Here is a 19,242-nt window from a genome sequence, read left to right on the forward strand (position 1 = left end):
TCCACGCGGTCCGATGAGTGCGAGGTTCCCCGTACGAGGGGAACGGCACCCGGTCGGGCCCCCGTCCCTCAGCCGGCGGTCCCGGCGCGCCGCGGTCCCGGCGCGCCGTCCGTGGGACGGAACCCGACGTCGACCACCCCCTCGACGGCGCGCACCGCGCGGGCGGCGACCGGTGCCAGGGAGGTGTCCCGGACGCGGCCGGTGAGGGTGACCACCCCGTCGGCCACCTCCACCCCCACCGGTCCGGACGGGGCCGGGAAGCGGCGGGCGACGATCTCCCGGCGGACCTCCCCGGCGATCTCCTCGTCCGTCCGCAGGAAGACCTTCAGCAGGTCGACCCGGCTGACGACGCCCTCGAGCGGGCCCCCGTCGCCGACGACCCGCCCCTCGCCCTCCAGCACGGGCAGCGCGCTGGCCTTCCACTCCTCGATGAGCCGGGCGACGTCCTCGAACGGGGTGTCGCGGCCGACGGCCACGACGGCGCGCGTCATGACGTCGCTCCCGGTGTACGGTCCGCCGTTCACGGTCGTCACCTGCTTCCGCTGCCGTAGGGGGCGTACAGGTCGAGCAGCCGGACCCGGGTGGTGTGCAGTCGCTGGGCGACCACCCGGCCGACCCACACGGCGATCACGCGGCCGAACTCCGGGTCCTCGTCGCACAGCGCCCGTACGGCCTCCGCGTCGAACTCCCAGGCCCGTACCGGGCTCGTGGTCCCGGCGCCCAGGTGCCACATGCGCGGCGGGTGGTGCCAGGACCAGCCGATCAGCTCGCCGTGGCCCAGCGACTCGATCACGACCGCGCGGTGACCGGGGACCTGCAGGTCGAGGGCGACGGTTCCGGTCCGGACGATCCAGAACCGGTCGGCGCGCCGTCCCTCCTCGAACAGGCGAGCCCCGGCCGCGAAGGAGACCTCGTGGGCGTGCCGCATCAGCACGTCGCGGTACGCGGCCGGGAGACCCGCGGTCAGAGTGGTGGTGGATGTCATCGCCCGGTCTCCTCTCGTGCCGGCCGCCGCAGCCGGACGGCGGCTTCGGTGCCCCGGGACCAGCGTGTGCCCGGACGGCGGGAGGAGCCACGGGCCGTCCGGCCCCGGCCGAGGGACCTTCGGCCCATCGGCGGGCGGGGCTCCCGTCAGCGGGCCGGCCGGCCTTCGGGCGGCGTGTCACCCGTGTGTCCGGGCCGCCCGGCTCCGGTGGTGGGCGGCGGCAGCGTCTCCCCCTGGATGATCCGGGGGGCCGCGGGCGCCGTGTCCTCCTGCTCCTTCATCGCGCGGGCCTCGGCCTTGAGGATGCGGGCCGACTTGCCCGCGGAGCGGACGAGGTCCGGGAGCCTTCTGGCGGCGAGGAGGGCTATGACCACGATGAGGATGACGGCCAGCTCGCTCAGTCCGAACATGGGTGCAATGCTCCTTCTCCGTGGCACGGGCGGCCCAGACGGAATCTACATCACTGTAGATGTGAGTGGGGTGGCGTGCGGGGGCCGAGGGCGTCTATACGATGTCCGCTCGGGAAACAGGCGGTGGTGGAAGGGAGGCGGGGTGTGGTTGAACGGCAGAGCCCTCGGCGGCGGGGGCAGGGTGAGCTGGAGGCGCTGGTCCTGTCGGTGCTGAGGGAGGCGGACGGACCGGCGACGGCCGGCTGGGTGCAGGAGCGCCTGGGCGGGGACCTGGCTTATACGACGGTCATCACGATTCTGACCCGGTTGCTGGCCAAGGGCGTGGTCACCCGGGAGCGGGCGGGCCGGTCCTTCGCCTGGACCCCGGCTTCCGATCATGCCGGTCTGGCCGCTCACAAGATGCGCCGGGTGCTGGACGCCGAGAGCGACCGGGAGGCGGTGCTGGCCAGCTTCGTCACCGGTCTCGGGCCGGACGACGAACGGCTGTTGCGGGAACTGCTGGGCCGGCCGGTGGGCGAAGGGGAAGACTGAGACCTCATGGGGGTGTTCGTCTTTCTGCCGCTGGTGCTGCCGCTGACGGCGTGGCCGGTCGCGCGCCTGGCCGAGCAGCATCTGCACCCGCGCACGGCGACCCGGTTGCTGACCGCGGTGGCGGCGACGATGGCGGTGTGCAGCACGGTGTGTCTCGGACTGGTCATGGTGGTCGGCACCGCCCAGCTGCCCGGGAATCCGCTGCCCGACGGCTGGTCCGATCCCGAGGTGCGCGCGGCGGTGCCGTACGACGAGGTGGCCGGCAAGGCCGCGATCCCCGCCCTGTGCGCGGTGCTCGTGGCGTGCGCGCGGACGCTGTGGCGGCACGGCCGGGTGCGCCGCCGTGCCCACCGGGCGCTGGCCGGGCTGCGCGGGACGGAGGCGGCGGTACTGCCGGACGAGGTCCCCTACGCCTACGCGCTGCCGGGCGGCCGGCGGGGCCGCATCGTGGTGAGCACGGCGCTGCTGGAGCGTCTCGAGCCGGCCGAGCGGCGGGCGTTGTTCGCCCACGAACGGGCCCATCTGGCCGCCCGTCACCACCGTTTCCTGCTCGCCGTCCAGCTGGCCGCGCGGGCCAACCCCTTCCTGCGTCCGCTGCGCACGGCGGTGGCGTACACGGCGGAGCGGTGGGCGGACGAGGACGCGGCCCGGACGGTCGGCAGCCGCCGCACCGTGGCGTATGCGATCGGCAGGGCGGCCCTGGTCTCCCGGGGTGCTCCGGTGGCCACGCTGGCGGGCCTCGCGGCGGCGGGCCCGGTGCCGCGCCGGGTGGCGGCCCTGCTCGGACCCGCTCCGGCGGCGCGCCGCTGGCCGTCGGTGTTCACCTCGGTGGGCCTGGCGGCGTGGGGCGCCGCCGCGGGGACTGCCGCCTCCGCGATGTCGTCCGCGAACTCCACCGTGACGATGGTCCTCATCCTCTACGCGGCCACCCCCCTGTGACCCCGCGGCGGGCCGCCCGCCGCGGGGCCGGGGCCGCTCAGAGGTCGAACTCGTGCGGCGGCAGGTCGAGGGCGTAGCACGCCTCGCGGACCACGGCCCGCTCGTCCTTGTCGAAGTCGCCGTCGGCGCCGCCGATGACGATGCCGATCTGGATGACCGCCCGCGCCTCGGCGGGCTTCTTCCCGGCCTTGGCGATCTCCTGCAGGACGCTCACCTTGCCGAAGGCGAAGTCGGCGGTCAGCTTGCCGATGTTGTCCTCGAAACGGCGGCGCAGGTTGTCGGCGTCGAAGTTCTGCAGCACCTCGTTGGTGACGATGAGCTGGGTCACGCGCTGCCGCTCGGACGGGTCGACCGTCCCGTCGGCGGCCGCCACCAGAGCGCACATCGCCATGCTCGCGTCGCGGAAGGCGCCGCTCTTCAGGTCGTTCTTCCTGGCGGTCAGCTGGGTCTGCATCTGGGATGCGGACTCCTTGAGGCGGTCCCACAGGGCCATGAGCACTCCGTACGTGGTCGGGAGGGCGCCCGGACCGACGAGCTCCGGGCGCCCATTTATTTCTACACTAATGTAGAAGTCATCCCCCCTCCTCCTCGCCCTCGAAGAAGTCCCCGACCTCGTCCACGGCCTCCGCCGCGACCATGCCCCGACCGGGAACCGGCCGAAGGCGACGGTGCCCTCCCGCTCGCCTTCCTCGTGCTCGGCCTCGACCCGCGCCACCAGCTCCGGGGTGATGCCCTCGATGTCCAAACCGGCCTGGCCGCCCTTGAGGTGGACCTGGCCGGTGAGCGCGCCGCCGGGTCTGACCGGACCGGGTTCGAGCACCCTGTCGACGGTGGGGCCGCCCACGCCGAGCGAGCCGAGCGGTCGTTTGAACGCCATGGCGGCGTCCGCTCCTTGAACGTGCGTGTGATCCGTGGAAGGCGGGTGTCGCGCACACGGCGGCGCGCGATACGTCTTCTACAATCGAGTAGAATCACAGGGGATCGATCAGGAGAGACTTTGCGTCTCCTTTACAGTTGGTGCGGAGCCGGGACATCCTGCTTCCCCGCATGTCGTCCCACGCGTTTGAGAAGGAGCGACGATCTCCCGATGGGTGATCCCCCCAGTAGCAGCCGTGCCACCTCCTGCCGTCCGGGCCCCGCGGTCCCCGAGGGAGCGGGGGTGACGCGGTGACCGAGATCCTGCTGCTCCTGCTCGCCCTGCTGCTGACCCTGGCGTGCGCGGTGTTCGTCGCGGCCGAGTTCTCCCTGACCACCGTCGAGCGCGGTGACCTGGAGCGTGCCGCCGAGGCCGGTGAGCGCGGCGCCGACGGCGCGCTGAAGGCCGTACGGCAGCTGACGCTGCAGCTGTCCGGCGCCCAGCTGGGCATCACCGTCACCTCGCTGGTGATCGGCATGCTGGCGGAGCCGTCCCTCGCGGCGCTGCTGCGCGGACCGCTGCGCGCGGCCGGCCTGGGCGGCGCCGCCCCGACGGCGGCCACCCTGCTCGGCGTACTGGCCTCCACGGTGGTGCTGATGGTCGTCGGCGAGCTGGTGCCCAAGAACTGGGCGATCTCCCGGCCGGCCGCGGTCGCGAAGGTGGTCGCCGGTCCGCAGCGCGTCTTCACCGCCGCGTTCGGCCCGTTCATCGGCCATCTGAACAGCACCGCGAACCGTTTCGTACGGCGTCTCGGCCTGGAGCCCGCCGAGGAGCTGGCCTCCGCCCGCACCGCCGAGGAACTGGGCGCACTGGCCCGGCACTCGGCCGCCGAGGGCGTCCTGGAGGCGGACTCCGCCGAACTCTTCGTCCGCACCCTGCACCTGAGCGAGCTGACCGCCGAGAACGTGATGACGCCGAGGGTCGACGTCAAGGCCCTGGAGGCGCACGCCACCGCCGCCGACGCCGCCGCCCTCAGCCACGCCACCGGCCTGTCCCTCTTCCCGGTCTACCGCGACAGCCTCGACGCGGTGGTCGGCACCGTCCACATCCGCGACGTGCTCGCCCTGGCCCCGGAGAAGCGCGCCGGCACGCCCGTCACCGACCTGACCGCCCCGCCCCTGCTGGTCCCGGACAGCCTCACCGCCGACCGGCTGCTGGAGCGGATGCGCGCGCACCGCACCATGGCCGTGGTCATCGACGAGTACGGCGGCACGGCGGGCGTGGCCACCGTGGAGGACATCGTCGAGGAGGTCGTCGGCGAGGTCCGCGACGAGCACGACCCCCTGGAGGCGCCCGACCTGGCGTCCGCCCCGGCGACGGCCGACGGGCGCGCGGTGTGGCAGGCCGACGGCAGCGTCCGCCTCGACCGGCTCACGGACGTGGGACTCACCGCGCCCGAGGGCCCCTACGAGACCGCGGCCGGACTGATCGCCACCCGCCTGGCCCGCATCCCCGTCCCGGGGGACGTGCTGGACCTCGACGGCTGGCGGCTCGAGGTGCTGGAGGTCGAGCACCACCGTGCCGACCGGATACGCATCACCGCACCGGCCGCGGCGCCCGCCGGCCGGCTCCTGGAGGAAGCCCGATGACCGCACTGCAGCTCGCCATCGGCGCCCTGACCCTGCTGACCAACGCGTTCTTCGTCGGAGCCGAGTTCGCCCTGATCTCGGTACGCCGCAGCCAGATCGAACCGCGCGCCCGGACAGGCGACAAACGGGCCCGGCTGACGCTGTGGGCGCTGGAGCACCTGTCCGCCATGATGGCCACCGCTCAGCTCGGCATCACCGTCTCCTCCCTGGTGCTCGGCGCGGTCGCCGAACCCGCCATCGCCCGTCTGCTGGAGCCCGTCTTCGAGGCGGCCCACATCCCCCACGGCCTGGTGCACCCGATCGCCTTCGTCATCGCGCTGACCCTCGCCACCTATCTGCACATGCTGATCGGCGAGATGGTGCCCAAGAACATCGCGCTCGCCGCGCCCGTGCCGAGCGCCCTGCTGCTGGGCCCGCCGCTGGTGGCGCTCACCCGGGCCCTCAAGCCGTTCGTCTTCGGCGTCAACGCCTTCGCCAACGCCCTGCTGAAACTGCTGCGCGTCGAGCCGAAGGACGAGGTCGGCTCCGTCTTCACCGACGACCAGCTCGCCCGGATGGTCGTCGACTCCAGTGAGGCCGGACTGCTCGGCCCCGCCGACGGGGAGCGGCTGCGCGACGCGCTGGAGCTGGGCACCCGCCCGGTGGGCGAGATCCTCGTCCCCGCGCCGCGGATGCGCACCGCCGCGCACACGATCACCCCCGCCGGACTGGAACGCCTCGCCGCCGAGGCGGGTTTCTCCCGCTTCCCGGTCACCGGCCCCGACGGCGCGGTCCTGGGCTACCTGCACATCAAGGACACCCTCGGAGCCGCCGACCGCGACCGGCCCTTCCCGCGCGGCGCGCTGCACAAGGTCACCCGGGTGCGCATCGACACCCCGCTGGACGACACCCTCACCACGCTGCGCGCCGAGGGCAGCCACCTCGCCGCCGTCGTGGGGGAGAGCGGCACGGTCCTCGGCTTCGTGACCATGGAGGACGTACTGTCCGAACTGGTCGGACCGGCGGCCCCCGCCACCGCCTGACCCGCCCCGGCCGGGAACAACACGCCGGCCGGAATCGTTGACACACCGCACACCCACAGAAGGAGCACGTCCTTGTCCGCCAGACCGACGGACCCCCCGGGGCACGGTCCCCGACCATCCCGCCCAGCGGCACCTGACCACGGCACGCGGCGGGACGACCCCTCGCGGTCAGCACGCCGGTGAGTGCCGCGAACGCCCTCCTGGGCCTGCTGGCCGTCTTCGTCCTGACCGCCGGCACCGGTTACTTCGTCGCCCAGGAGTTCGCCTACGTCTCCGCCGACCGCCTCGCCCTGGCCCGTGAGGCCGAGGGCGGCGACCGCAGGGCCGCCCGCGCCCTGAAGGTGCTGGAGCGGCTGTCCTTCATGCTGTCGGGCGCCCAGCTCGGCATCACCGTGACCGGACTGGTCGTCGGCTTCATCGCCGAGCCGTCGGTCTCCGCGCTGCTGCGGCCCGCGCTGTCCGGCATCGGCCTTCCCGACGCGGCCGTGAGCGGCATCGCGGTCGTGCTGGCCTTCGTGCTGGCCACGGTCGTGCAGATGGTGCTGGGCGAGCTGGCCCCGAAGAACCTCGCCATCGCCGTGCCGGAACGGCTGGCGAAGGCGCTGGCCGGCTCCACGCTGGCCTATCTGAAGGTCGTCGGCCCGATCGTGCGGATCTTCGACACGGCGGCGAACGGGCTGCTGCGCCGGGTCGGCATCGAACCGGTGGAGGAGCTGCACCACGGCGCCACCCTGGAGGAGCTGGGCCATCTGATCGGCGAGTCCCACGAGCAGGGCGCGTTGCCGAAGGACACCGCCGCGCTGCTCGACCACGCCCTGGAGTTCTCCGACCGGACGCTGGACGAGGTGATGGTGCCCCGCGTGGACGCCGTCTTCGTCCGCCAGGACGCCACCGCCGCCGAAGCGGTCGACCTCATCGCCGAGTACGGCCACTCCAACTACCCGGTGCTGGGCGACCACCCCGACGACGTCAACGGTGTCCTTGGGGTCGCCGAGCTGATGCACCTCCCCTCGGACCGCCTGGAGAGCACCACGGCCGGCGCTCTCGCCCGGCGCCCCCTGCTGCTGCCGGACACCCTCCCGCTGCCCGACGCCGTGACCCAGATGCGGGAGCGGGGCGACGAGTTCGCGGTCGTCCTGGACGAGCACGGCGGCGTGGCCGGCATCGTCACCTACGAGGACATCGCCGAGGAACTGGTCGGCGACATCGCCGACGAGACCGACACCGTCACCGCGGTCGCCGTCGCGGACGGCGACGGCTGGCTGGTGGACGCGGGCCGCCGGCTGGACGAGGTGGCCGAGGCCACCGGCGTCGAACTGCCCGAGGAGGAGGACTACGACACCGTGGCCGGCCTGATCGTCGACCGGCTCGGCCGCTTTCCCGCCGTCGGGGACCGGCTCACGGTCGAGCTGCCCGACGGCGCCGCCGCCGTGATCGACGTGCGCACCCTCGACCGGCACGTGCCCGACCGCGTGCGCCTCGAGCGGACGGCCCGTAGGACGGAGGAGCAGGCATGAGTTTCCCGATGGCACTCTTCGTCACCGTGCTGCTGCTGATCGGCAGCGGATTCTTCGTGGCCGCCGAGTTCGCGCTGGTCGCCGCCAAGCGGCACCGCATGGAGAAGGCCGCGGCCGAGGGCCGGCGCGGTGCCGGAGCGGCTCTGGCGGGTATGCGCGAGCTGTCCCTGATGCTGGCCGGGGCCCAGCTGGGCATCACCGTGTGCACCCTGGGCCTGGGCTCGGTGTCCAAGCCCGCGATCTCCCACGAGCTCGACCCGCTGCTGCACGAGCTGGGCCTGCCGAGCGCGGTCAGCTACGGCGTCGCCTTCGCCGTCGCCATGATCGTGGTCGTGTTCCTGCACATGGTGGTCGGCGAGATGGCCCCCAAGTCGTGGGCCATCGCCCACCCCGAGCGGTCCGCGATGCTGCTGTCGCCGCCCTTCCGGGCCGTGGTGAAGGCCGTCCGGCCGCTGATCCGGCTGCTCAATGCGGTCAGCAACGTCCTGGTACGGCTGTGCCGGGTCACCCCGCGCGACGAGCTGGCCTCGGTCCACAACCGGGAGCAGCTCACCCACCTGGTGGCGGAGTCCGAGCGGCTCGGCCTGATCAGCGAGACGGACTCGGAGCTGCTGACGCGTTCGCTGACCGAACCGCAGACCCCGGTGCGGGAGCTGCAGGTGCCGGCCTCCGAGATCGTCTCGGTGGACGGCGGCGCCGGCGTCGACGAGATCCTGCGCGTCGCCGCGGCCCGTGACCGCACCCGCCTGCTGGTCCGTGAGCGCGGCCTGGTGCTCGGCTCGGTGCACGCCCGTGACGCCGTGGTGGCGCGCGCCCGGGGGCGGGCGGCCGGCGCCCGCGCCCTGGCCCGCCCGGTGCCCGAGCTGACCGGGGACGCCACGGTCGCCGACGCGATCGACCTGCTGCGCCGCCGCCGGGCCTCGCTGGCCGTGGTCCGCGACGGCTCCGGGCGGCTCACCGGCATGGTGAGCCTGGACGACCTGCTGGCCCGCTTCCTGCAGCCGCAGCCGCAGCCGCAGCCGTGGACGGCGTGACGGTGTGACGGCGGTCCCCGGCCGGGCCGTCACCCGGCCGTCCGGCGGCGTCGTCCGTCGTGCCGGCCGGGCACGGCGGCCGCCGCCTCACCGCCCGGACGCGTCTCGGCACCGGCCGCCCCCGCGGCTGCGCACGCCGTACGGCCGACGCGCACCGGGGCGTCCGCGGACGGACCCGCGGGCCTCCCCGCCGGGCGCGGCCGGACCGGTCACCGGGGGGCGAGGGCGAGCGCACCGTCGGCGCCGAGGACGATGCCCACGCCGCTGATCCGGTCGAGGGTCTCCCGCAGCCAGGCACGCTCGTCCTCCGCGGCGGGTTCCAGCCGCATCCGCCGCGCCCGCAGCGGCACCATGCGCAGCCCGGACGGCCGCCCGCCGTCCGGGGCGACCGACAGCAGACAGGCGAGCCGCAGGTCGTCGCGGTACTCCTCGTACCCGGTGATCCCCTCGTAGTCGTCGACGAAGTCGCCGCAGCCGTACAGGACCAGCCGGCCGCGGTACGCCTCGACCGGGCGGGGGTGGTGCGAGGAGTGGCCGTGGACGACGTCGACACCCCCGTCGACCAGCGCGTGGGCGAAGCCCACATGGCTCCGCGGCACATGGTGGCCCCAGTTCGAGCCCCAGTGCACGGACACCACCGCGACGTCGCCGGGACGCTTCACGCGCCGTACCCGCCGGACGACCGCCTCCGCCGCCGCGGCCGAAGGTTCCGCGAGGTACGCCACTCCGGACCGCTCCGCCGTCGCCGCCCAGCTCGGCGGGATGCCGCTCGACATCGCCCCCAGGGCGAACACCAGCACCCGGCCGCCGTCGACGGGCACCACCGCCGGCGCGTACGCCTCGTCGGCGTCCCGTCCCGCGCCCGCCGTTCTCAGGCCCGCGCCGTGCAGCACGTCCAGCGTCTCCCGGAGCCCCGGGCGTCCGAAGTCGAGCACGTGGTTGTTGGCCAGGACGCACACGTCGGGCCGCGCGACCGTCACGGCGGGCACATTGGCCGGGCTCATCCGGTAGTGGACGGCCTTCCCCGGCGCGAACGCGTCGCTCCGCGTCACCGAGGTCTCCAGATTGACGATCCGCACGTCCGGGGCGGCCCCCGCCAGCACCTCCAGCGCCCGGCCCCACGGCCACGGGAACGGGGCCGGCCGGGGAACCGGGCCGTTCACGGCCCGGGCCAGCTCCACGTAGCCGCGGGCGTCCCGGATCCAGTCCTCCCGCAGCGCGGGATCACCCGGGTGCGGGAGGACCTGGTCGACCCCGCGTCCGAGCATCACGTCCCCGCACAGGAACAGCGTCACCGTCCCGGCGCCCATGACTCCACCGTAGGGCTACGGCACGCCCAGTTCGAACAGGACGTACCCCGCGTACGAGCCGGAGGCCAGGGCCGCCGTGCCCAGCACCGCGGCCAGCGAGGGCCACTTCAGCCGGCGCATCGCCAGGGCGAGCGGGACGAACAGCGGGAACAGGGGGAGCAGATAGCGGGAGACGTTGCCGAAGTACTGCTGGGTGGCCATCACCATCAGGTACGACAGCACCGTGTACACGACGAGGACGGCGGGTGGGCGCAGCCGTACCAGCAGCACCGTCAGCACCGGCACCAGCAGCACCACCCCGACCCCGATCACGTCCTCCATCGGCATCGCGAACCGGTAGTCGAAGTGCCCGACGGGCACCGAGGTCAGCACGTCGAGACTGTGCCGGCCCCAGTCGAACTTGTGGGCCCAGGCGCCGTCCTGGAGCTTGTTGTAACCGCCCCAGTCGCCCATCCGGTACCCGACCCAGCCCAGATAGCCGGCCGCGCCCAGCGGGGCGATCACCACCGCGACCAGCGGACGGCGGACGCCCTCCTCGCGGCGCCGCACCGCGAGCAGTCCGGCGACGGCGAGGGCGGCGACCAGGGTGACGGCGGTGGGCCGGGCGAGCCCGGCGGCGAAGGTCAGCACCCCGGCGGTGAGCCAGTGGCGGGTCATCACGGCGTAGCAGGCCCAGGCGGCCAGCGCCGTGTACACGGACTCGGAGTACACCGCCCACTCCGCGCCGGAGCCGGGCCACACGGCCCACAGCCCCACGGCGACCAGACCGGCCCTGCGCCCGCCCAGCCGGGCCGTGACGGCGTGGATGCCGAGCGCCGCGACGAAGGAGAACACGACCGACACGGTCATGCCGGCGCCGTACGGGCCGAGCCCGGTGACCTCCGAGACCAGCCGCATCAACGCCGGGTACAACGGGAAGAACGCGGCCGAGTTGCCCTCGAGGGTGATCAGTCCGGTGGCGCCGGGTATCGGCTCCAGCGCCGGGTCGTAGCCGTGCAGGGCGATCTGCTGGTACCACCAGCCGTCCCAGCTGCCCAGGACGTCCCAGGGGCGGGCGCCGCCGCCGAAGCGCGGATGCTTCTCACGGAAGTCGCCGGCCGAGTCCAGCAGGAACATGAAGACGGCGAAGCCCGCCAGCTTCAGCACGCCGTACAGCGCGAGGACGGGTCCGTGGTGCGCGACGGCGCGGCGCAGCCGCTCGCGCGGGTCCGGGGTGGCCGGCGGAACGGTCTCGGACCGGGGCACGGGGGACAGGGCCGGGCCGGCCGGGGCGGTGGTCATGAGGTCGGGGATCCTGTCGTACGGCGGGAGCGACGGCCGGGGAACACCCAGGCCCGCAGGAGGAGGAAGCGCAGCAGGGTCGCGGCGAGGTTGGCGGTGACCAGCGTCAGCAGCTCCACCCGGGGCCCGGCCCCGGGCGCCGTGCGGTGCAGCACGGCCAGCGAACCGCTGGTGAGGGCGAGGCCGACCAGGAACGCCGCCAGCCCCTTGAGCTGATGGCGCAGCACCCCGGCCCGGCCCCGCACCCCGAAGGTGAGCCGCCGGTTCGCGGCGGTGTTGGCGATGGCGCTGGCCAGCAGGGCGAGCGCGTTGGCCGCCTGGGCGCCCGCGACGGGCCGGAGCAGGCTGTACAGCAGCAGGTGGAACAGGGTGCTGGCCACCCCGACGGCGGCGAAGCGGACCAGCTGCGGGACCAGCGCGGGCGGCAGCCCGGCGGCCCCGTCGAGTTCCCCGGGGCGGCGCAGCACGTCCAGCGGCAGCCGGCCGCCGGCCAGCGCACGCCCCAGCCGGGCCATGCCGCGCAGGTCCGCCAGCGCCGTGGGCAGGAGGTCGACCCGGCTGTCGGGGTCGTCCACCCAGTCCACCGGCACCTCGTGGATGCGCAGCCCGGCGCGTTCGGCGATCACCAGCAGTTCGGTGTCGAAGAACCATCCCCGGTCCTCCACCAGCGGCAGCAGCCGCTCGGCGACGTCCCGCCGGACCGCCTTGAAACCGCACTGGGCGTCGGAGAACCGCACGGCGAGGGTGCCGCGCAGCAGCCCGTTGTAGCAGCGGGAGATGATCTCCCGCTGCGGTCCGCGCACCACCCGGGAACCGCGGGCCAGACGGGTGCCGATCGCGATGTCCGAGTGCCCGGAGATCAGCGGGGCCACCAGCGGCAGCAGGGCCGCGAGATCGGTGGACAGGTCCACGTCCAGATAGGCGAGCACCGGTGCGGACGACCTGGACCAGGCGGTGTGCAGGGCCCGGCCGCGGCCCTTCTCGGCCAGCCGTATCCACTCCGTCCCCGGCAGCTCCCGGGCCAGCCGCGCGGCGATCGCCGGGGTGCGGTCCGTGCTGGCGTTGTCGGCGACGGTGATCCGGAAGGCGTAGGGGAAGGTCTCCGCGAGGTGCGCGTGGAGCCGCCGGACACAGGGCTCCAGGTCGTTCTCCTCGTTGTGCACGGGCACGACCACGTCCAGGACGGGTTCCGGATGGTGCGCCGGCAGCGGCGCCCGGCGCTCCAGCGCCGCCTGCGCAGCGGACGCGGCGGATGAGCGGCGGCCGGCCGGTGCCGGCCGCCTCGCGGTTCTCATGGCGGGTTCACGGTCTCTCTCCGGCGTACGGCATGACGGGGGCCCTGGTGCGGGCAGGCCGGATGCGCCCGGGTGATGGTCGGGGACACGGCCCGGGGCGGCTTTCGCCCGCGGGCGGGGACGGCGGTGCGGTCTAACCGCTGCCGGGCGGCTCCCCGTCGGCCGTGGCGGAGGGCGGCCGCGTCGGCGGAGTGGGCGACGCGGCGGTGGCCGGCACGGTGGTGACCGGCGGTGGCGCCGTCGGGTCCCGCCCGGTCGCGCCCGGCGTGGCGGACGGCGGGGGAGGGGCCGGCGTGCCGCCGTGCCCGGGCGGCGTGGTACCGGCGTCCGCGGTCCCGGACGTGCTCGTCGGCGGCCGCGACACGCTCGGGTCCGCACTGGGTGCGGACGTCGCGGGTGCCGTGGATCCCGGGGGCGGCGTCGGAACGGTCGCCGGCAGCGGCCCGCGGTCGGCGGGCAGCGACCGGGAGTCGGCGCCGGGCAGCAGGGCCAGCCCGACGCTCAGTCCGGCCACCGCGAGGGCCGAACCGCCGGCCCGCCACAGCATCCGGGACCGGCGGCGGACCCGGATGCCCTCGTACAGCCGCTCCTGGTGCTCGGACCGGAAGGGAGCCGGCTGCCGGCTGTCGCGCATCATGCGCGACAGCTCACGCTCGAAGTCGTCCATCGCTTCTCCCCTCATCCCACGGGCCTGACGGAGTCGGACAGGATCTGCCGCAGCCGCGCCACACCGCGCGACGCGTGGGAGCGAGCGGTGCCCACCGGGCACCCGAGGGCCTGCGCCACCTGGCCCTCGGGCAGGTCCTCGCAGTAACGCAGCACCACCGCGGCCCGTTGCCGGGGCGGCAGCAGCGCCAGCGCGGCCTCCAGCCGCGAGCGCTCCGCGACCGCCGACGACACGTCGCCGGGCCCGGCCCGGTCGGGCAGTTCGCCCACCGGACGCTCCCCCCACCAGCGCCGGCGGGCCGAACGGGCCGCCATCCGCACCAGCACCTGGCGCACGTACGCCTCCGGGGCCTGCTCGGCGACCCTCGGCCAGACGAACCACAGCTTCACCAGGGCCTCCTGGACGAGGTCCTCGGCGCGCTGCCGGTCGCCGCCGGCGAGCAGCCGCGCGACATGGAGCAGCGCCGACCAGCGGGCAGCCACGAACTCGTCGAAGCCGTCCACCCGAAACCGCTCCATCCCCACCGCCCCGTGTCCGAACAACCCCTTACACCTGAGACAAAGACTCATGACCCGGCGAAACGATGCACCCGAGCACTGTGATCCACCTCACCTCGCACGCGCCCGCCCCGGACACGCGAAAGGGCGGGCCGTACGCCCGAGACCGCCTCACGGCGATCGACGGACGTACGGCCCGCCCCCGGGGGCGGCGACCGGTCCTGCCTACGTACGGTCACCCTTCGGCTTGCCCCGCTGGTCCGGGGTGCCGTGCGGCGGCGGGCTGGACGGCTGCGGCGAGGTGGCGGGCGAGACGGGGGACCCGCCCCGGCCGGCGCCCTGCTCGGGGCGCAGCGCGCCGGGGTCGCCCGACGTCGGCTCGGCACCCGCGTCCAGCTGCTCCAGCCGGGCCGTCAGCAGCTGGGTCGCCTGGATCCGGTCGGCGTGCGACCGCTCGTAGGCCAGCAGCTCCTCGACCTCGCCGGCGGACAGCGAGCGGATCCGGCTCTCCAGCCCGCCGATGGGCAGATGGTCGTAATCGGGCAGCGGCAGGGTGTTGCGGGCGGGATCTGCCATGGTTCTCACTTCCCTGTGTACGACGGTGCCGGCCCGCCGTCGTCGGGCCGACGGGGCGCGGGACGGTCCGTGGCCGGTCAGCGGCCGCCGGGTCCGCCGCTGCCGAACGCCCCGCTGCTGTCCCCGTCCCAGCGGGGCCGCTCCTGCGAAGCGCTCGTGCGGCTGCCGGCGTTGCCGTGGCCCTTCAGCTCGTGCGGCAGCAGCCGCTCGTCGCTCCTGGGCACCTCGTCCGGCTCCCGCCGCTCCCGTGTCTCCCGGACCGGGCCGCCCTCGGGCATCCGGGGCTGCTCCTCCGGGCCGGGCCGGTGCACCTCGCCCTTCCTGACCCGGCGGCTGCCGAGGGCGAACATGCCGATCAGCAGCGCCACGACCACCACACCCGCCACCACGAGCCCCGCACCGAGGGCGCCGCGGCCCACGGCGAGGTCGGCCGTTTCCATCCACGCGGTGTTCATCATGGCTCGCGGGTACCCCCGGTCCCGGCCGCCAACCCGTTCGCCTCCCCGTGCCGCGCGGGCGTCCGGCGCGAACCCCCGGAAACCGCGGGAACCCTTGCGGGCACCGGGTTTGACCGCCCCCGGCGGCGGCTACCCGCGCAGTGTGACGACGACATCCCAGGAAGAGCTGTTCCGGTTCCTGGAGGACCGTTTCGCGTGCGCCCAGGCATGCACTGAGTGCGCGCGGTCCTGCGCGACGCGGGCGAGCCTCGTGGACCCGGACGGCACCGAGAACCAGGAACTCGTACGACGCAAGGGCATCATGTGCGCGGAGGTCTGCGACGCGACCTGCCGGGTGCTGTCCGAACAGAACCAGGTGGACGAGGCGACCATCCGCGTCCAGGTGGAGTGGTGCCGTCAGGTGTGCCTGGAGAGCGCGCAGGTGTTCGACGGTTACTCCGGGGCGGAGGAGACGGCACAGGCGTGCCGCGCCTGCGCACGGGCCTGCACGGAGTTCCTCGCCACCCTGAACTGACCCGCCGGTGAGCGACGCGGACCGGGCGTCGCGGCACCGTGCACACTCGGGCGGGTCGTCGCCGTACCGGACGGGCCGGGGGAGGGCGGGGCGGACTGCGACGGGGGCGGGCACCGCAAATGGGGGAGAGCAGGCTGATCCACGGCCGTTGCCGGTTGCTCGACCGGATCGGACGCGGCGGCACGGGGGAGGTGTGGCGGGCGCGAGTGAGTCCTCGGCCCCGACCACCCGGACACCCTGGTCAGCCGCCGCGAGGTGGCCGCGGGCCTGGGCCGGCCGGGCCGCTGGGCGGACGCGCTGACCGAGTACCGGCGGGTCGCCGAGACCCGGGAACGCGTCCTCGGCGCCGACCACGCCGACACCCTCGCCGCCCGCGACGGCGAGGCCCACTGCCCGGAGCGGCCGGGCCGCGGCGCGGGGCCGGTCGAGCTGTACCGCCGGGCGGCGCCGCGGCGGCGGTGGGCGGCCGACGGGACCTGAGACCCCGGCCGGTGCGGCCGGGATGTGCTACGAAGAACCATGACCGCATCCGAGGGAACCCGGACGTACGACGCCGTCATCGTCGGCGGAGGTCACAACGGCCTCGTCGCCGCGGCCTACCTCGCCCGGGCCGGGCGCTCCGTGCTGGTGCTGGAGCGGCTGGACCACACCGGCGGGGCGGCGGTGTCCACCCGCCCGTTCACCGGCGTCGACGCACGGCTGTCCCGGTACTCGTACCTGGTCAGCCTGCTGCCCCGGAAGATCGTCCGGGAGCTGGGGCTCGACTTCCGGCTGCGCACCCGCACCATCTCCTCGTACACCCCCGCCGAACGCGGCGGACGGCCCACCGGGCTGCTCGTCGGCGGCGGAGAGCGGCGCACCCGCGAGGCGTTCGCCCGGCTCACCGGCTCCGAGAGCGAGTACCGGGCCTGGCGGCGCTTCTACGACATGACCGGCCGCGTCGCCCGCAGCGTCTTCCCCACCCTCACCGAACCGCTGCCCACCCGCGAGGAGCTGCGCCGCACGGTCGGCGACGAGGAGGCCTGGCGGACCCTCTTCGAGGAACCCCTCGGCGTCGCCGTCGAGGAGCGCTTCGCCGACGACCTGGTGCGCGGCGTGGTCCTCACCGACGCCCTCATCGGCACCTTCGCCGACGCCCACGATCCCTCGCTGAAACAGAACCGCTGCTTCCTCTACCACGTCATCGGCGGCGGCACCGGCGCCTGGGACGTCCCCGTCGGCGGCATGGGCGCCCTCACCGACGCCCTGGCCGACGCCGCCCGCGCCGCCGGCGCGGTCATCGCCACCGGTCACGAGGCGGTGCGCGTCGACACGGACGGCCGCACCGCCGAGGTCACCCACCGCACGGCCGACGGCGAGGGCGTCGCCGCCGCGCGGCACGTCCTGGTGAACGCCTCCCCGCAGGAACTCGCGAGGCTCACCAAAGACACGCCCCCGCCGCCCGCCGAGGGCGCCCAGCTCAAGGTGAACATGCTCCTCACGCGCCTGCCCGGGCTGCGCGACACCTCCGTCGACCCGCGCGAGGCGTTCGCCGGCACCTTCCACATCGCCGAGGGGTACGGGCAGTTGGCCGCCGCGTACGACCGGGCCGCCGCCGGTGAGCTGCCCGCCGCCCCGCCCTCCGAGATCTACTGCCACTCGCTCACCGACCCCACGATCCTCGGTCCGGACCTGGCCGCCCGGGGCTACCAGACCCTCACCCTGTTCGGACTGCACACCCCCGCGCGGCTGTTCGAGCGGGACAACGACGCCGTACGCGAGGAACTCCTGGAGTCGACGCTCGCGCAGCTCGACGCCCACCTGGCCGAACCCCTCGCGGACTGCCTGGCCACCGACGCCGACGGCCGCCCGTGTCTGGAGGCCCGGTCCCCGCTGGACCTGGAACGCGACCTCGCACTGCCCGGCGGCAACATCTTCCACCGCGAACTGTCCTGGCCCTACGTCCAGGAGGGCACCGGCCGCTGGGGCGTGGAGACCCGGCACGCCAACGTCCTGCTGTGCGGCGCGGGCGCCGTGCGCGGCGGCGGGGTGAGCGGAGTACCGGGACACAACGCGGCGATGGCGGTGCTGGAGTCAGGGGAGGCGTGACGCGCCGACGGAGAACTCCGAGTGCAGTACTCTGAATGAAGTGGTATCCGGTAGTGCTGCGGGCGGAGTGGTGGCAGTGGTCAGACGGAACGAGCAGCGGCGGGCCGCCCTGGTGGACGCCGCGATCGAGGTGCTGGCCCGCGAGGGCGCCCGGGGGCTGACGTTCCGGGCGGTGGACACCGAGGCCGCCGTGCCCGTCGGCACCGCGTCGAACTACTTCTCCTCGCGCGACGACCTGCTCACCCAGGCCGGCGCCCGGGTCTACGAGCGGCTGCAGCCCGACGAGGAGCTCATCGCCCGGCAGCGGGCCGCCGGGCGCGACAGGGAGGCCTACGCGAGGCTGATGCGGGAAGCGGTCGGCCGTGTCGCCGCCTTCCGCACCGGATACCTCGCCCTGCTCGAACTCCGGCTGGAGGCCACCCGCCGTCCCGGGCTGCGCGAGGTGCTCACCGAGCGGGTCCGGGCCGACGTCGAGGCCAACGTCCGCTATCACGAGGGGTCGGGCCTGCCCGGCGACGCCACGGCCGTCAGACTGCTGTACCTGGCGCTGAACTGGCTGATCGTCGAGCAACTCACCCTGCCGGACGTCCTCGGCCCGGACGAGCGCGAGCGGCTGGTGACGGCCGCGGTCGAGCGGATCGTCGCCGCCGAGTAGCCGCGACGGGCCGTCGGTCCGGCTTCCCGCGCAGGTCCACGATCCGCCGGATCCTGCCCACCGAGCGCTCCAGCGTCTTCGGGGCGACGATCCCCGCGTCCACCGAAACCCCGATGCCGTCCTTCACCGCCGCCACGACCGACCGGGCGGCCGCGTCCCGCGTCGCGGAGTCCGTGCCGGGACGGGCCTCCGCGCGGACGGTGAGGGAGTCCATCCGGCCCTCGGCGGTGAGGCGGAGCCGGAGGCGGGGTGCCACGCCCGGCGTGCGCGGCACGATCTCCTCGATCCGCGTGGGAAGAGGTTCACCCCGCGCGGGATCACCATGTCGTCGCTGCGGCCGGTCGCCTTCTCCACCGGCCGGAACACCCGGGCGGTCCCCGGCGGCAGACAGGTCGGGCCACGCCCCGCCGGGCAGGAGCACGGCCTGCGCTCCTTCCCGCGCCGGCGTTCCGCGCGTCGTGCGCGGCCACCGGCGCCGCAGGCCGGACCGGCCCGGCGGTGCGCCCCCCGGCGGTCTCCCCGGGTGCGGCCGGGTCCCGTCCCGGTCCGCTCCGTTTGCCCCGGGTCCTCGCGGAAAGGTACTCGTCGCGGCCTGTCGGGGGCGGGAACCGATCGCTAGGCTGGCCCGCGGACGACGTCATCGGGAGGAGCACGGACGTGGCCGAGAGCACCACCCAGCAGCGCCCGCTCGCGGGCTGGGACAAGCCGGAGCTGGACCTCAGCAACGCGCAGTGGCAGTCCAGCAGCCGTGGCCTGGGCGATGTCCAGATCGCCTTCGTCGAGGGCTTCATCGCCATGCGCAACAGTGGCAGTCCGCAGAGCCCTTCCCTGATCTTCACCCCCGCCGAGTGGGGCGCGTTCGTGTCGGGAGCCCGGGAGGGGGAGTTCGACCTGACCTGAGCGGCGTCGCCGCAGCGGGTGTTCCGCGCGGTTTTCCGGACACGCGATCCGAAGTGCC

Annotated in this window: 21 protein-coding genes and 3 pseudogenes; 11 read left to right on the forward strand and 13 right to left on the reverse strand. The window is 74.5% G+C overall.

Going from position 1 to position 19,242, the window contains the following annotated elements; genetic code table 11:
* Positions 1–68 precede the first annotated feature (68 nt).
* From ACZ8ZB_RS30670 to ACZ8ZB_RS30680, 3 genes are all read right to left on the reverse strand, one after another.
* Positions 69–524, reverse strand: coding sequence for a BON domain-containing protein (locus ACZ8ZB_RS30670; protein ID WP_470740855.1), 456 nt, complete (start codon positions 522–524; stop codon positions 69–71).
* A 5-nt stretch (positions 525–529) separates the two neighbouring features.
* Positions 530–985: a Crp/Fnr family transcriptional regulator gene (locus ACZ8ZB_RS30675; protein WP_470740856.1), complete on the reverse strand. Its 456-nt coding sequence runs from the start codon at positions 983–985 to the stop codon at positions 530–532.
* A 146-nt stretch (positions 986–1,131) separates the two neighbouring features.
* On the reverse strand, positions 1,132–1,395 hold the full coding sequence (locus ACZ8ZB_RS30680; RefSeq protein ID WP_470740857.1) for a twin-arginine translocase TatA/TatE family subunit: 264 nt from the start codon (positions 1,393–1,395) through the stop codon (positions 1,132–1,134).
* Positions 1,396–1,539: 144 nt separating this feature from the next.
* On the opposite strand from ACZ8ZB_RS30680, the gene ACZ8ZB_RS30685 reads away from it, so the two are divergent.
* Positions 1,540–1,926: a BlaI/MecI/CopY family transcriptional regulator gene (locus tag ACZ8ZB_RS30685; RefSeq protein WP_470740858.1), complete on the forward strand. Its 387-nt coding sequence runs from the start codon at positions 1,540–1,542 to the stop codon at positions 1,924–1,926.
* Between the two features lie 6 nt (positions 1,927–1,932).
* Positions 1,933–2,865 carry a M56 family metallopeptidase gene (locus ACZ8ZB_RS30690; RefSeq protein ID WP_470740859.1) on the forward strand — a complete coding sequence of 311 codons (933 nt, stop codon included), beginning with the start codon at positions 1,933–1,935 and terminating at the stop codon, positions 2,863–2,865.
* 37 nt (positions 2,866–2,902) lie between these two features.
* On the opposite strand, the gene ACZ8ZB_RS30695 is transcribed toward ACZ8ZB_RS30690, so the two are convergent.
* A complete protein-coding gene (locus ACZ8ZB_RS30695) occupies positions 2,903–3,358 on the reverse strand; it encodes a tellurite resistance TerB family protein (protein ID WP_470741619.1) in 456 nt (151 codons plus the stop codon).
* Positions 3,359–3,517: 159 nt separating this feature from the next.
* Positions 3,518–3,742 (reverse strand): annotated as a pseudogene (locus ACZ8ZB_RS30700) (sporulation protein); the annotation flags it as partial.
* Between the two features lie 290 nt (positions 3,743–4,032).
* On the opposite strand from ACZ8ZB_RS30700, the gene ACZ8ZB_RS30705 reads away from it, so the two are divergent.
* From ACZ8ZB_RS30705 to ACZ8ZB_RS30720, 4 genes are all read left to right on the forward strand, one after another.
* The gene (locus ACZ8ZB_RS30705; protein ID WP_470740860.1) at positions 4,033–5,370 is read left to right on the forward strand and encodes a hemolysin family protein; all 1,338 of its coding nucleotides are present in this window, start codon (positions 4,033–4,035) and stop codon (positions 5,368–5,370) included.
* Positions 5,367–6,392: a hemolysin family protein gene (locus tag ACZ8ZB_RS30710; RefSeq protein ID WP_470740861.1), complete on the forward strand. Its 1,026-nt coding sequence runs from the start codon at positions 5,367–5,369 to the stop codon at positions 6,390–6,392. Before ACZ8ZB_RS30705 ends, ACZ8ZB_RS30710 begins: the two co-directional genes overlap by 4 nt.
* 179 nt (positions 6,393–6,571) lie before the next feature.
* A complete protein-coding gene (locus tag ACZ8ZB_RS30715) occupies positions 6,572–7,909 on the forward strand; it encodes a hemolysin family protein (RefSeq protein ID WP_470740862.1) in 1,338 nt (445 codons plus the stop codon).
* Positions 7,906–8,943, forward strand: coding sequence for a hemolysin family protein (locus ACZ8ZB_RS30720; protein WP_470740863.1), 1,038 nt, complete (start codon positions 7,906–7,908; stop codon positions 8,941–8,943). Before ACZ8ZB_RS30715 ends, ACZ8ZB_RS30720 begins: the two co-directional genes overlap by 4 nt.
* 209 nt (positions 8,944–9,152) lie before the next feature.
* Here ACZ8ZB_RS30720 and ACZ8ZB_RS30725 read toward each other — a convergent pair whose 3' ends face one another.
* From ACZ8ZB_RS30725 to ACZ8ZB_RS30755, 7 genes are all read right to left on the reverse strand, one after another.
* The gene (locus ACZ8ZB_RS30725; protein ID WP_470740864.1) at positions 9,153–10,253 is read right to left on the reverse strand and encodes a CapA family protein; all 1,101 of its coding nucleotides are present in this window, start codon (positions 10,251–10,253) and stop codon (positions 9,153–9,155) included.
* A 15-nt stretch (positions 10,254–10,268) separates the two neighbouring features.
* A complete protein-coding gene (locus tag ACZ8ZB_RS30730; protein WP_470740865.1) occupies positions 10,269–11,534 on the reverse strand; it encodes a hypothetical protein in 1,266 nt (421 codons plus the stop codon).
* On the reverse strand, positions 11,531–12,829 hold the full coding sequence (locus ACZ8ZB_RS30735; protein ID WP_470740866.1) for a bifunctional glycosyltransferase family 2/GtrA family protein: 1,299 nt from the start codon (positions 12,827–12,829) through the stop codon (positions 11,531–11,533). The genes ACZ8ZB_RS30730 and ACZ8ZB_RS30735 overlap by 4 nt, the downstream gene beginning before the upstream one ends.
* A gap of 133 nt (positions 12,830–12,962) precedes the next feature.
* Entirely contained in the window at positions 12,963–13,496 is a 534-nt protein-coding gene (locus ACZ8ZB_RS30740; RefSeq protein WP_470740867.1) for a cellulase, read from the reverse strand.
* 11 nt (positions 13,497–13,507) lie between these two features.
* Positions 13,508–14,014 carry a SigE family RNA polymerase sigma factor gene (locus tag ACZ8ZB_RS30745; protein WP_470740868.1) on the reverse strand — a complete coding sequence of 169 codons (507 nt, stop codon included), beginning with the start codon at positions 14,012–14,014 and terminating at the stop codon, positions 13,508–13,510.
* Positions 14,015–14,218: 204 nt separating this feature from the next.
* Entirely contained in the window at positions 14,219–14,569 is a 351-nt protein-coding gene (locus ACZ8ZB_RS30750) for a DUF8129 domain-containing protein (RefSeq protein ID WP_470740869.1), read from the reverse strand.
* Between the two features lie 77 nt (positions 14,570–14,646).
* On the reverse strand, positions 14,647–15,024 hold the full coding sequence (locus ACZ8ZB_RS30755) for a DUF6479 family protein (protein ID WP_470741620.1): 378 nt from the start codon (positions 15,022–15,024) through the stop codon (positions 14,647–14,649).
* Between the two features lie 145 nt (positions 15,025–15,169).
* Here ACZ8ZB_RS30755 and ACZ8ZB_RS30760 point away from each other — a divergent pair, with 145 nt between their 5' ends.
* The 4 genes and pseudogenes from ACZ8ZB_RS30760 (at position 15,170) to ACZ8ZB_RS30775 (ending at position 18,284) form a co-directional block, all read left to right on the forward strand.
* On the forward strand, positions 15,170–15,541 hold the full coding sequence (locus ACZ8ZB_RS30760; RefSeq protein WP_371241449.1) for a four-helix bundle copper-binding protein: 372 nt from the start codon (positions 15,170–15,172) through the stop codon (positions 15,539–15,541).
* Positions 15,542–15,751: 210 nt separating this feature from the next.
* Positions 15,752–16,021: pseudogene (locus ACZ8ZB_RS30765) on the forward strand (tetratricopeptide repeat protein); the annotation flags it as partial.
* A 39-nt stretch (positions 16,022–16,060) separates the two neighbouring features.
* Positions 16,061–17,629: a phytoene desaturase family protein gene (locus ACZ8ZB_RS30770; RefSeq protein WP_470740870.1), complete on the forward strand. Its 1,569-nt coding sequence runs from the start codon at positions 16,061–16,063 to the stop codon at positions 17,627–17,629.
* A 76-nt stretch (positions 17,630–17,705) separates the two neighbouring features.
* Positions 17,706–18,284 carry a TetR/AcrR family transcriptional regulator gene (locus ACZ8ZB_RS30775; protein WP_470740871.1) on the forward strand — a complete coding sequence of 193 codons (579 nt, stop codon included), beginning with the start codon at positions 17,706–17,708 and terminating at the stop codon, positions 18,282–18,284.
* On the opposite strand, the pseudogene ACZ8ZB_RS30780 reads toward ACZ8ZB_RS30775, so the two are convergent.
* Positions 18,202–18,680: pseudogene (locus ACZ8ZB_RS30780) on the reverse strand (hypothetical protein); the annotation flags it as partial. The gene ACZ8ZB_RS30775 and the pseudogene ACZ8ZB_RS30780 overlap by 83 nt on opposite strands.
* Before the next feature lie 261 nt (positions 18,681–18,941).
* Here ACZ8ZB_RS30780 and ACZ8ZB_RS30785 point away from each other — a divergent pair.
* Positions 18,942–19,184 (forward strand): DUF397 domain-containing protein, encoded by a 243-nt coding sequence (locus tag ACZ8ZB_RS30785; RefSeq protein ID WP_470740872.1) that lies wholly within the window; start codon positions 18,942–18,944, stop codon positions 19,182–19,184.
* Positions 19,185–19,242: the final 58 nt, after the last annotated feature.

The sequence above is a fragment of the Streptomyces sp. 12E genome (assembly GCF_055633275.1).

Bases quoted from the DNA above. Each gene is read 5' to 3' on its own strand.
- ACZ8ZB_RS30720 (WP_470740863.1), top strand. From the start codon at position 7,906: ATGAGTTTCCCGATGGCACTCTTCGTCACCGTGCTGCTGCTGATCGGC.
- ACZ8ZB_RS30680 (WP_470740857.1), bottom strand. From the start codon at position 1,395: ATGTTCGGACTGAGCGAGCTGGCCGTCATCCTCATCGTGGTCATAGCC.
- ACZ8ZB_RS30735 (WP_470740866.1), bottom strand. From the start codon at position 12,829: ATGAGAACCGCGAGGCGGCCGGCACCGGCCGGCCGCCGCTCATCCGCC.
- ACZ8ZB_RS30725 (WP_470740864.1), bottom strand. From the start codon at position 10,253: ATGGGCGCCGGGACGGTGACGCTGTTCCTGTGCGGGGACGTGATGCTC.
- ACZ8ZB_RS30695 (WP_470741619.1), bottom strand. From the start codon at position 3,358: ATGGCCCTGTGGGACCGCCTCAAGGAGTCCGCATCCCAGATGCAGACC.
- ACZ8ZB_RS30730 (WP_470740865.1), bottom strand. From the start codon at position 11,534: ATGACCACCGCCCCGGCCGGCCCGGCCCTGTCCCCCGTGCCCCGGTCC.
- ACZ8ZB_RS30740 (WP_470740867.1), bottom strand. From the start codon at position 13,496: ATGGACGACTTCGAGCGTGAGCTGTCGCGCATGATGCGCGACAGCCGG.
- ACZ8ZB_RS30750 (WP_470740869.1), bottom strand. From the start codon at position 14,569: ATGGCAGATCCCGCCCGCAACACCCTGCCGCTGCCCGATTACGACCAT.
- ACZ8ZB_RS30755 (WP_470741620.1), bottom strand. From the start codon at position 15,024: ATGAACACCGCGTGGATGGAAACGGCCGACCTCGCCGTGGGCCGCGGC.
- ACZ8ZB_RS30710 (WP_470740861.1), top strand. From the start codon at position 5,367: ATGACCGCACTGCAGCTCGCCATCGGCGCCCTGACCCTGCTGACCAAC.
- ACZ8ZB_RS30745 (WP_470740868.1), bottom strand. From the start codon at position 14,014: ATGGAGCGGTTTCGGGTGGACGGCTTCGACGAGTTCGTGGCTGCCCGC.
- ACZ8ZB_RS30675 (WP_470740856.1), bottom strand. From the start codon at position 985: ATGACATCCACCACCACTCTGACCGCGGGTCTCCCGGCCGCGTACCGC.
- ACZ8ZB_RS30690 (WP_470740859.1), top strand. From the start codon at position 1,933: ATGGGGGTGTTCGTCTTTCTGCCGCTGGTGCTGCCGCTGACGGCGTGG.
- ACZ8ZB_RS30770 (WP_470740870.1), top strand. From the start codon at position 16,061: ATGACCGCATCCGAGGGAACCCGGACGTACGACGCCGTCATCGTCGGC.